Below are 11,306 nucleotides of genomic sequence, written 5' to 3' on the forward strand. Positions count from 1 at the left end.
CAGTCACTTAGCTTAGGCTATGCTCCTTCATCGTGCCTCGTTCAGAATGAAATTTGACTAAATTCGCTCCAAAAGCGAATTCCCAACATAGTCTAAGTTTGTAATGTAGTTGAATCAATGAAAAACATGAAAATTAAGTGGTCCGCTAAAGAAATCGCCCATTCCTGTTTGGTGCTGGTATTCTTGTATTCTGGAAGTTACTTAAAAGCACAAGATCCGAATACAAAAATATTTAAAGTCAAATATGAGCTATCCAATAAACAAAGACATTTGGATATAAATGGTAAGGTGATTAAGCAGACGGATACCCTTTACCTTCAAACCGATGGGGAAGAAATCAATAGCACAATAAAAGAATTGGCATCAACCCAAAGGGGGCTTTTGTCAAGTGTGAGGTTTGGTGAAAAGGAGGAATCGGATAAACTTTTTGTCAATCCGTTTCTCGTTTATGACGAGCAAAGGAAAACCTATATTGATAGGGAGCAAGTATACTATTACACACTGGAGAACAGGCAGTCCGTAAAGATCAAATTCAACCATTATTCATTTAAAGCAATTACGATTCCTCTCAAAGTAAGGTTTGGACGTAACGATGTTGAATTCTCCACCGATGCTAACCTTGGCGTATTTGGGGGATATTCGTGGGGGACCTCAAAGTTTACAAGAAAGACAGAAATAGGCAATACAGAAATAGAGAAGAAAAACACCTTGGGGATTTTATTTGGTACGGAGCAATTAGAGTTTGATTTCGTAGATGAGAATCAGCAAACCATTGAAGAAAAGTCAGCGCTGATATCAACTGGCTTGGGTTTCGTTCACTCCTACCAAAATTTCACGGTGGGCCTGACGGGCGGATTTGACTTTGCACTCGGAGAAAATAAAAACAATTGGGATTATCATGCCAGGCCTTGGCTAGGTCTTGCCATTGGATATTCCATTTTCTCATTTTAAAGTGAAGAGGACTTATTGGCAATATACTGACGATTAAGTGGTTTGCCACAGCAAACCTACTCATTGTCAGCATTTACGCTGAGAAGTGGCTTGCTCCGATGTCGCAAACCACTTCGTATTGCGTATATCTAAATAAAGTTAAATGAAAAAATCGCTTTTGCTTCTGCTATGTTTAGCTACTTCCGTTGCTTACAGTCAATCCGACGAAGCACGCCAAAGGAAGAATGCGATAAGATTTAATATTGTGCCTCCCCTTGTGAGTGCCACAAGTGAAATCTCTTATGAGCGTTTCATACAACCAAATTTGAGTATTGTCGCAGGAATTGGGGCCAATTTGAGGGGTAATCAATCCGATTTTGTATTAAACTCAGATGCTGACTTAAGTTTTTTAAATCGAGATATTAAAAATCGCTATTTCTTAGCAGAAGTGCGTCGCTATATTGACTTCTGTGATTGTGATCTTGTTCCACCACATGGCTTTTATGCAGGAGGCTTTGTTCGGTATAATAGTGTAGATTTTTCCTCTGACCTGCAATTTGGAAACAACAGCACTAATCTTAATACCAGGATAGAAACAGATTTTAGGTCTCTTAATTTTGGAGCTCTGGTGGGCTATCAAATCAAACTAAATAATTGGCTCATTGATTTTGAGTTTGGAGGCTTGGGCTATGCCCCCAATTGGATTCGATTTAATTCCAGTAGTACCCTAAGCAATGACGAGCTTGCCAGGTTATCCGATGCTTTAAGCCAAAATTTTGGGATTGCAGGAAATTTCAGGGAAATCGAACTCAATAGCTCCGAAGCAGCAATCAATTTCTGGTACTGGACCTTTCGTTATGCAGTTTCCGTTGGATATCATTTTTGAAACCATCTGTTCAATGCAGGAGGAGTGGAATCCAAAAATAATTCAACTTTTGATACGACAAGCCTATGGAAACCCCAAAAAACACCGTTTTTACAGCAATAGAAATCAATGCCACAACTGAAGAAGTGTGGAGCGTTTTGACGGATTGGAAAAAGTTGAAAGAATGGAGTTCTTCATTTGTTGGGATATCCGTAGACCAACTAGTGAAAGGAGAAAGCTTCAAAGTCTATTTCAAAAATCCACTAAACGGGGAAGTGTTGGAATTTGAACGCGTTTGCACAGAATATGAGGAAGGGAAAAAATTCGGGTGGTCTGGTGAACTTACCTCACATGGATTCATAGACAATCATATCTATACACTGGAACCCACCGAGAGCGGGGCTACCCTGTTCAAACAAGAAGACGGTATTCATGGAAAACATAGCAAGCTTGTAAATTTACTGAGCAAGAAACACATGAAATCCATGTACGAAAAATTCAACACACAGCTCAAGGAGCGTGTGGAGTCGATTTACGGATATACTCGGAACGGATAGGTTTGGGCGTACATCCGACGCACAAGTATGCCGGTACGCACAGGTATGCCGACACGAAGTCGTATTTGGTCTCAAACTGCTTCGTCGTCGGTATAGTCGATTTGTTGATAATTAAGGATCATCTGGAGAATTACCGTTGCAATAAAAAGAAGTTTAGTCCCAGTTTTTGCTTTGATTCTTGCAGCTCTACCCGGAAAAGACGGCTATTGATCCCCGGGATGATAAAAATCTAGCAACATCCATTGAGGTGGTGAGTCGTTGGTAACCACTTTACTCCAGAAATCGCATAGATGGGCACTGTGGTCCAATCCGCCCAACTCATGTGTATGGACGTTTAAGGTGGAGCGGTTGTGGTAGTGGCCTGTTCAAGTTCATAAAAAAGCAAAATTGAAACTACGTTTTGAAAACAAGAGAAGTTTACCTATTTTTATCAAATAGCTAAACCGGTTTAGTTTTCATGAAAAAAATCTTCCTCAAAGATATAGCAGAAGCATTGAACCTCTCCAAGACCGCCGTATCCATGGTGCTCAACAACAAAGGAGATGAAAACAAGATCAGCAAGGAAACGCAGAAGCGGGTCTGGGCCTACGCCCGGGCGCATCACTATCAGCCCAACCAAATGGCGAGAGGGCTAAGCCTGGGTAAAAGTGAGACGATCGGGCTGATTGTGCCAAATATCTCGGATATCTTTTACGCTACGATTGCGCACCACGTCGAGCGGAAGGCGAAAGCACTGGGGTATAATGTAGTCTTTAGCAGTTCCAACGAAGACCCGGCGACCGAGAAGCAGCTGATTTACTCCATGCTCAACCGGCAGGTGGACGGGCTCATCATTGCTTCCACCCAAAAGAATCAGGAAGACATCGAGGAACTGAACCGCTCGAAGTACCCATTTGTGCTGATCGACCGCCACTACCCGGACCTGGCCACCAATTATGTGATTGTCGATAACCGGAGGGGCACAGCGCAGATGACCCGGCATTTGTTGAAACAGGGGCGTCAGCGTATTGGGCTGGTCAGCATAGAAAGCGGGCTGGAGGCTATGCATCAGCGGCAGCTGGGCTACGAAAAGGCCCTTCGGGATGCCGGCCTGGAGGACGGTGCGAAAACGGTGAAGCTGCTTTCTCCATTTGAGTATGAATCAGAAATGAAGGAAGCTATCCGGAGTATGTTGCATGGGCCCCGGGCCGTAGATGGGCTGGTTTTTACGACCCACTACCTGGCTGCATCGGGCCTTAGAGCTTTGAAGGCACTGGGCGTAAAGGTGCCCGGTGAGGTCGCCCTGATCAGTTTTGATGAGCTTGGGGCGTTCGACCTGGTAGAGCCGCCCATCACTGCCAATCAGCAGCCGGTGGAGGATATCGGGCGTTTGGCGGTGGAAATCCTGGTGCATGAAATAGGCCGTAAAGGGGCGGGCATGGACAAGCAGCGGGTCCTGCCCACCCAGCTTCTCATCCGTAAATCCTGCGGGGCATAAGCACCTGATTCAGTGGGGCCGCTCAAATCAGTATTCGTATGATCAAGTACAACTCATTTCATACCTTTTACCATATCTGCTTTTTCCTGTGCGGGCTGGCCACAGCCTGGGCAGGTGATGGGCACGTTCCGGCATCAGCCTTCGACCACGGGGGCAATGGGCAAGGGCACCTTCAGGAATTGAATGTCAACTATCAGTTGTATCAGCGCTGTCGGAGCGACCTGGAAGGCTATAGCGAAATGCTTTCCGGCGCTGAGTTCTTCACTTATCCTTCGCTTCGGGAGGATGTCAATTTGTCCATGATTGCCCGGGCGACTACAGGTGAGATGGGATTTGAACTCCTGACCGGCACAGTCCCTACAGATTTCAAGCCGGAAACAGCCACTTTCGCCTTTTTGAGCGATATCGACCTCAATCAGCGGCATCCATTCGCTGTCTACCTCAATGGAACCCGGCTGCTGACCTTTCAGGCCAATGAGGATGGTACGCTTAGGGTTTCTGAAAATCCCGATCAGGCCCAGGCCGAATTCCTCCTGACCCACCGGGATGCCAATGGCGATGGGCTCGGCCTGTTCCGGCTAACAGTCCCGACAGGATTACTGGCTAAAGGGGCGAAAGCCCGTCTTCGTTTTGTCGGGCATCGGAAGCATGCCAATGCCTGGTTCATGATTTTTAAAGCGGATGATGTGGTGGAGCGCTTGCGCCGGTCTGTAGAAAGTGAGGCGGCCTTCGCTATCAGAGAACGGGACGGCCAGCTTTTCGTGGACGCTCCTGCCCACTTCGCCGGGAAGCCTCTTTACCTGGTCAGTGATGGAAAACAGAGTGCCACCCAGGTTTTAAAGCCTATAGGCAATTTCTCAAGTGCTGCTTTTGCCATCAAGCCGCCAAAGCGTAGCTTCTCTGTAACCTGCGGGGATATAGAAATGGCGCTTCGGTTTGAGCATCAGGACGGTAGGTTAACCGCTACCGACCTAAAAGGTAATTTTGTTTATCACCACAAGACGGACTATCAACAGGGGTGGAGGGCTACTTTGGCCAAACTCTACCGTCCGGAGTTTTTTGAAGTCTACAGCGACTTTTTTGACCGCAAGTACGAAAAAGGGCAGGTGTCTCTGATGAATTCCAGCCATCAGGACATCGCCTGGGTCGATCGCCCGGAGGTGTGCATCATCCTGCGGGATACGCTGCTGCTGACGCCTGTTCTCCAGGATGCCTTCGTCCGGGAAGATTATGGTTTTGATATCGAAGACGGGCTGATGTTGCGCGAATACCTGGAGCGCCACCCGGAATCCCAGGAAAAACTGACCACCCTCCTGAACCGGAAGCTGATTTCCGTTGGTGCGACTTACAATTGCCCTTACGAAGACATGTACGATGCCGAAGACCAGGTCCGGCAACTCTACCTCGGCAAAAAATGGGTGAAAAAGACCTTCGGGGGCTATGACTCCAAGGTCTATTGGAATGTGGATGTGCCAGGCAAGTCTCTGCAAACACCGCAGATTCTCAAAAAGGCAGGAGTAGACTACATGGTCATCAGCCGTCATGCCAAAGGGATGTTCCATTGGGCGAGCCCGGATGGCAGCTCGGTTTTTACCTACTCCCCCGGGCACTATGGCAACGATCTGCTCTACCTGTCCAAAAGCATGGACCAGCAACTGAAGTACGGGGCATCGCAGGTCCGGTACTGGGCAGACCGATTCGAAGGGAGTGCGGTACAAGCGCCCCTGCTGTCCAGTCAGGACATGCTGCCGGCCATTGATTATACTGACCTGATCAATACCTGGAATGGCTTCGATTCCCTGAAGCGGGCGGATGGTGGGGCACAGCCGGTATACCTGCCCGAGATGGAGTTGATGACGATGGACGAATTCATGCCCCGTGCGGCACAAATGGCCAAAAAGTTGGATACCATCATGGGCGAGCGCCCCAACGTATGGGTTTACATCCATGGCCCCGGCCACCGGGAGGCACTGACTGCCAGCCGGGAAGCTTCAAAGTTACTGCCGGCAGCGGAAAAATTCTACACCATCGCCAACCTGCTGAGCCCGGAGCGGATGCCCTATCCCTACGATAGGTTTGACGAAGCCTGGCAGGCCAAAATTTACCCCGATCATGGGTGGGGCGGCCACGATGGTGATATTACCGATAACCTGTTCAAGGAGAACCTGGTAAAATCCAGGGTGATGGGGGAGGGGCTGCTCCGCGAGAGCACGGCATTTATCGCCCGGCACATCCAAACCAGGCAGGGACAGGGCATTCCGCTCATCCTGTTCAATAGCCTTTCCTGGGCCCGCACCGACCCGGTAACAGTCGACATCCACTTTGCGATGGGGCAGTTCAGGCAGATTGCGGTCTTTTCAGCTGATGGGCAGGAGGTGGCCGTTCAAACCTGCAACGAAGCCTATCACGAAGATGGCAGCCTCAAAAGCGCCGGCCTCACTTTTATTGCCGAAGAAGTCCCGGCAGTAGGCTATGCCACGTACTACCTCCGCGATAAAAAGCCTGCGGTGGGCGATATGCCCCAATCGGCCACTACGTCCGTATACGAAAACGCCTTTTACCGGGTGGATTTTAGGCCGGGCGGCATTCAGCAGGTGCAGGACAAAGCCTTGGGGCGCGATTTATTCGATAGCTCCCGCTTTAAGCCCGGAGAGGTTTTTACGCTGCAATCGGTAGGCAATGGAGCCGGTGAATTTGGGGACATTCAGCAGCCGGATCTGACCGGTTTCGATCAGGTCAGTGTGCACGGGGCGGACTGGGCAATGATAGAAAACGGGCCGGTCTATACCCGGTATCGGCTGGAGCAGAAAATCCAGCATGCTGTTGTCCAACAGGAAGTTACGCTCTACCACAAATTGAAACGCCTGTACTTTGACACTGCCCTCCGCAATTGGTCCGGGGCATTATTCCGGGAATTCAGGACGGCCTTCCCACTCCATATGGATAGCGCAGAGGTATCCTATGAAGTACCCTTTGGCCGGGTGCGGGTAGGCAAAGATGAGATCAAAACGGCCGGGGAGCGCTATACGCCACTCTGCAAGGACGTGCACCCACGCGCGGTTATCGACTGGATAGCAGCTACGGATGCGGAAATGTCTGTTACGCTGAGTTCCTCAGTGGCGGCAGCCGATTGGATAGATCCTACCGGGCAAAATAGGGCGCGCCCGCTGTTGCAGCACCTGCTTTTGGCCAGCCGCGTATCCTGTCACGGAGAAGGCAATGAGTACTCCCAGGCCGGGCACCACGACTTCCACCATGTCCTGACTTCCAGCCCAGCGGGCAGCCGTGAGGGCCAACGGGTCGCCAAGCAAAAGAACGAACCGTTGCAGGCCATCATTTACCCTGACCGGTCAGTCCGCGCCGGCCTGCCCGAAAAGCTCAGCTTCTTTTCTGTTGATGCGGAAAATGTGATGGTCTCGGCCATAAAAAAAGCCGAAGATTCCGATCATGTCATTTTGCGGATGTACGAATGGGGTGGAAAAGATACGGAAGCTCGTGTCGCCTCTTTTTTCAGGATCGGAGCAGTTGAGCATACCAATATCATTGAAGAGCACCCCCAACCCACCGGGCCAGGGCTGAAACTGGGGAAACATGCGATTGAGACCTTCCGGTTGAGCCTGGAGGATTAGCCCGTTAAGGGAAGATTTGCAAAGGTTTCGCCACATTTGCGTGTTGAATGGCTCTTAGCGCATGCACCTCGGGCAGGGAGGGGTTACCGGTTAAGCCCCAAATCTCACTTATTGCGCGTTATCTTTTTTCTCTTGCTTGAAGTTGAACTTCTCCCGTCCGAAGTCCAGGTAGTGGTGCAGGTAACCGGTGAGCATTTCCAGCCCCCGGTCGAAGTGGAGGTTGTTGTTGATGATGATGTCTGCCTCGTCCATGTAAGGCTGAATGTATTTTTCAAAGGTGGGCAGCACATGGTGCTCGTACCGGTAGAGCACGTCCTCCAGAGGGTAGTTGCGTTCGATCTGATCCCGTTTGATGCGCCGGATGACTTTGAGGTTCTCCTTGGCATGCAGGAAAATGCGGATGTCAAACAAGCGGCGGATTTCATGGAAGTAATAAATAAAAATGCCTTCTACCAAGAGGATAGGGGCTGGGCTGAAGGTCAACATTTTAGGCTTTGCGAGCTCGTTATTGAAGGTGTATTCCTGCCGTTTTACGGGCTGCCCCTCAATCAGGCGCTCAATATCACGGGCAAAAGCCATCTCATCAATGGATTCCGGGAGGTCAAAATTGTGGATGCCCTTGTCATCCTGCTGCTGTTCTTCCCGAGGCCGGTAATAGTCATCCTGGGAGACCACACAAATCTGGTGATCCGAGAACCGCTCCTTGAGCCGGCGGATGAAAGTCGTCTTGCCCGACCCGCTACCGCCCGTAATGCCAATGATCAGAGGTTTTGCCATGACAATAATGCTGTTTGGGCAAAAGTATAAATATTGTGCAGCAAACCGGGATGATCACCAAGTTTTCTTACTTTTGGAACCGTTCAAACCAACAGGGCAAGTATGGAGTTTTTCATTGGGCTACTACGCGGCGGACTGGGCGTCGTTGCATTACTGGGCATCTGCTATTTACTCAGTGCCAACCGCCGTGCCATTGACTGGCGGCTGGTGGGTATTGGAATTGGTATGCAAGTCGTTCTTGCTGTGGCTATTCTGAAGGTCCCGTTTGTCAAAAAAGCCTTTGATCTGGTGGCCAGCTTTTTTGTGGTCGTCCTTGACTTTACAGATGCCGGTGCGGATTTCGTACTGGGCAACTGGCCCGATTTCGTAGAACTGCCAGGTGCCGCTGACGGGGAGCTCTTTGAAGTGGGGTACATTTTTGCTTTTAAGGTACTGCCTACCATTATTTTCTTTTCAGCCCTGTCTTCCGTACTATACTACCTCGGTATTTTACAGGTGATTATCAAGGGGTTCGCCTGGGTGATGACCAAAACCATGCGCCTGACAGGTGCAGAAAGTTTGGCCGCTGCCGCAAACGTTTTTATCGGGCAAACCGAAGCGCCATTGGTCATCAAACCCTACCTGGAGGACATGAATAAGTCGGAAATCCTCTGCCTGATGACTGGGGGGATGGCTACAATTGCGGGTGGGGTATTTGCCGCCTATGTGGGCTTTCTTGGTGGTTCTGACCCGGTAGCCAAGCAGATGTTCGCCACCCACTTGCTCACGGCTTCTATTATCTCCGCACCTGCTGCGATTGTGGCAGCCAAGATGCTCTTCCCTTCCACCGAAAAAGTCGATCTGGAGCACCAAAAGCTGGATATCCCTAAGCAGGAGGTAGGCAGCAATCTGCTCGACGCCATCTCACGTGGCACCACAGACGGGCTGAAGCTGGCGATCAATGTAGGGGCTATGCTGCTGGTGTTTACCGCATTTATTGCCATGCTCAATTATATTTTCATCAACTGGATCGGTGGGCCCACCGGGCTCAATGAAATTGTACAGCAACAGACGGATGGCCGTTTCAAGGGCTTTAATCTGGAGTATGTACTGGGGCTGCTTTTTGCGCCCATAGCGTGGTTGCTGGGTGTTGCTTCTGAGGATGTCCTGGTAGTCGGGCAGTTGCTGGGGCTCAAAACGACTCTCAATGAGTTCTTCGCCTACGCTGCAATGGAAGGGCTTAAGGATCAAATGTCTTACAAGTCACTGCTGATCACGACGTACGCGCTTTGTGGTTTCGCCAATTTCGCTTCCATAGGTATTCAGATTGGCGGCATCGGAGCCATCGCACCGGGCCAGCGCAAAACCCTCACCGAATTTGGCATCAAAGCATTGATAGGCGGTACGGTGGCTTGTTTCCTTACGGCTGCTATTGCGGGGGCATTGTTCTAAGCTTCCGCTTCCTTTAATACCCGGTTGATTTGCTTTTGGTGGCGTTTGATGTGCATGCCAAAAAATTTCAGCATTTGCCGTAAGGTCATTTTACCCGCGAAGGGGTGCTTGTAAAGCTCGCGGTCAAACCGTTCTTCTGGAAGGTGAGACAGGTAATGCCTTAGCGCCTGCCGCTGCGTTTCCCATTGCTTACGGGTCGATGCAAAATCTGACTCATCCGGTAGCGCTGACCGGTCCACGCCCTTTGGCGCTTTGAACTTGGTTGGCATTCGGAAGTAGAAGTCCACCACAAACAGCCGCCACGCCGCTTTTGCCCCGGCTTTCTCCAAAGTGGGATTGAAACTAAGCTTCTTTTGGACATAGCCCAGGGAGGCGGTCTCTGCCAAAATCAAATGATGGAGGACTTGCAGGACGGTCCACCCGCCATCCGCCGGTCGATGGTTGAGCCGGGTATCATCGTAGGATTCCAACTTTCTGAACAGGGCGGATAATTCCTGGTCCAGCCGGTCTAGTTGATGGAGGGTCGCTGCTTTTGTCATGTCTCGTGGTTTGATTCAGGGAAGATACGCATATCTTTGTACAAAAAGCATGAAGAACCCCTGGACTACGCTCTCTAATGAAGAAGTCTATGACAACCCCTGGATTCAGGTGACGCACCGCAAAGTCATTACACCTACCGGTACAGATGGGATTTACGGGCTCGTCCATTTCAAAAATGAAGCTATAGGCATTGTGCCTATTGATGAGGAAGGCTATACCTGGCTTGTAGGGCAGTACCGTTATACCCTTGAGCAATACAGTTGGGAGATTCCTGAAGGCGGCTGCCCCATCGGTGCGGAATCTCCCCTGGAAAGCGCAAAGCGGGAACTCCTGGAGGAAACTGGATTGCGGGCGGAGCAGTGGGAGCACATCCTTGATTTTCATACTTCCAATTCCGTAACCGATGAGGCTGGGAAAATCTACATCGCCCGGCAACTGACACAGGGACAGGCTCAACCCGAAGACACGGAAGACCTGAGGGTGAAGCGGCTGCCCTTTGAGGAGGCACTGCAAATGGTTTACCGGGGGGGAATAACGGACCTTATGTCTATCGCGGGCCTTATGCGTGCCGCCGTGGTGCTCAAATAAAAAAGCGCCATTGAGGTAGATTGTCCTCAATGGCGCTTCTGCAGCTTCTGTTTTCCGTTACCGGATCAGGGTCACATCCCCCTGGAAGGTGCCCAGCTCAAATCCGTTCGGACGGGCAATCCGGATGAGGTAGAAGTAGACCTCGGTGGGCTGCTCCGTGCCGTCAACATTGCCATCCCAGCCATCAGCCGGTCTTTCGTTGTCGTATACCAGCTGTCCCCAGCGGTTGTAGACCTTGAATTCCAGTACCTCCAGGTCCTCAATATTGGCCTGTGCCACGAAGTTGAAAAAGTCATTCGTACCGTCCCGGTTAGGGGTAAAGGTATTGGGCACTGCAACGACAATTTCCTTGAAATCCCCCTGCACGGTGGCGAAATAGGAACAGCCATCGGGCGTGGTGATTTCCACCTGGAAGGTATGTAGCCCGCTAGGGAAGATTTGCGTCTGAATGGTATCGAGCCCAAGCCCGCTGGCCAGTGGCGTAGCCGTAGTGGAATCCTGGTAAAGTACGG

At 50.3% G+C, this 11,306-nt stretch carries 10 protein-coding genes; 7 read left to right on the plus strand and 3 right to left on the minus strand.

The genetic code is table 11. The annotated features are described in order from the left end of the window. The first annotated feature begins 126 nt into the window (after window positions 1-126). The 5 genes from MRY86_RS14570 (at window position 127) to MRY86_RS14590 (ending at window position 7,458) form a co-directional block, all read left to right on the plus strand. Complete coding sequence (locus MRY86_RS14570; RefSeq protein ID WP_293566776.1) at window positions 127-951, plus strand: hypothetical protein; 825 nt, start codon at window positions 127-129, stop codon at window positions 949-951. Window positions 952-1,093: 142 nt separating this feature from the next. Further along, window positions 1,094-1,816 (plus strand): hypothetical protein, encoded by a 723-nt coding sequence (locus MRY86_RS14575; protein ID WP_293566777.1) that lies wholly within the window; start codon window positions 1,094-1,096, stop codon window positions 1,814-1,816. A gap of 65 nt (window positions 1,817-1,881) precedes the next feature. Then, window positions 1,882-2,352, plus strand: a complete 471-nt coding sequence (locus MRY86_RS14580; protein ID WP_293566778.1) for an SRPBCC domain-containing protein — start codon at window positions 1,882-1,884, stop codon at window positions 2,350-2,352. A 457-nt stretch (window positions 2,353-2,809) separates the two neighbouring features. Continuing rightward, the gene (locus MRY86_RS14585) at window positions 2,810-3,829 is read left to right on the plus strand and encodes a LacI family DNA-binding transcriptional regulator (protein ID WP_293566779.1); all 1,020 of its coding nucleotides are present in this window, start codon (window positions 2,810-2,812) and stop codon (window positions 3,827-3,829) included. A 38-nt stretch (window positions 3,830-3,867) separates the two neighbouring features. After that, window positions 3,868-7,458 carry a glycosyl hydrolase-related protein gene (locus tag MRY86_RS14590; protein WP_293566780.1) on the plus strand — a complete coding sequence of 1,197 codons (3,591 nt, stop codon included), beginning with the start codon at window positions 3,868-3,870 and terminating at the stop codon, window positions 7,456-7,458. A 108-nt stretch (window positions 7,459-7,566) separates the two neighbouring features. Here the strand turns inward: MRY86_RS14590 and MRY86_RS14595 are convergent, their stop codons facing one another. Further along, the gene (locus tag MRY86_RS14595) at window positions 7,567-8,235 is read right to left on the minus strand and encodes an AAA family ATPase (protein WP_293566781.1); all 669 of its coding nucleotides are present in this window, start codon (window positions 8,233-8,235) and stop codon (window positions 7,567-7,569) included. Between the two features lie 102 nt (window positions 8,236-8,337). Here MRY86_RS14595 and MRY86_RS14600 point away from each other — a divergent pair, with 102 nt between their 5' ends. Continuing rightward, window positions 8,338-9,666: a nucleoside transporter C-terminal domain-containing protein gene (locus tag MRY86_RS14600; protein ID WP_293571585.1), complete on the plus strand. Its 1,329-nt coding sequence runs from the start codon at window positions 8,338-8,340 to the stop codon at window positions 9,664-9,666. On the opposite strand, the gene MRY86_RS14605 is transcribed toward MRY86_RS14600, so the two are convergent. Beyond that, complete coding sequence (locus MRY86_RS14605; RefSeq protein WP_293571587.1) at window positions 9,663-10,205, minus strand: DinB family protein; 543 nt, start codon at window positions 10,203-10,205, stop codon at window positions 9,663-9,665. The genes MRY86_RS14600 and MRY86_RS14605 overlap by 4 nt on opposite strands. 49 nt (window positions 10,206-10,254) lie before the next feature. On the opposite strand from MRY86_RS14605, the gene MRY86_RS14610 reads away from it, so the two are divergent. Then, window positions 10,255-10,794: an NUDIX hydrolase gene (locus tag MRY86_RS14610; protein ID WP_293571589.1), complete on the plus strand. Its 540-nt coding sequence runs from the start codon at window positions 10,255-10,257 to the stop codon at window positions 10,792-10,794. Between the two features lie 57 nt (window positions 10,795-10,851). Here MRY86_RS14610 and MRY86_RS14615 read toward each other — a convergent pair. Continuing rightward, window positions 10,852-11,306, minus strand: a 455-nt coding sequence (locus MRY86_RS14615; RefSeq protein ID WP_293571591.1) for a gliding motility-associated C-terminal domain-containing protein, incomplete at its 5' end; no start/stop codon positions are given.

It is taken from the genome of Phaeodactylibacter sp. (assembly GCF_022763345.1).
Taxonomy (GTDB): Bacteria; Bacteroidota; Bacteroidia; order Chitinophagales; family Saprospiraceae; genus Phaeodactylibacter.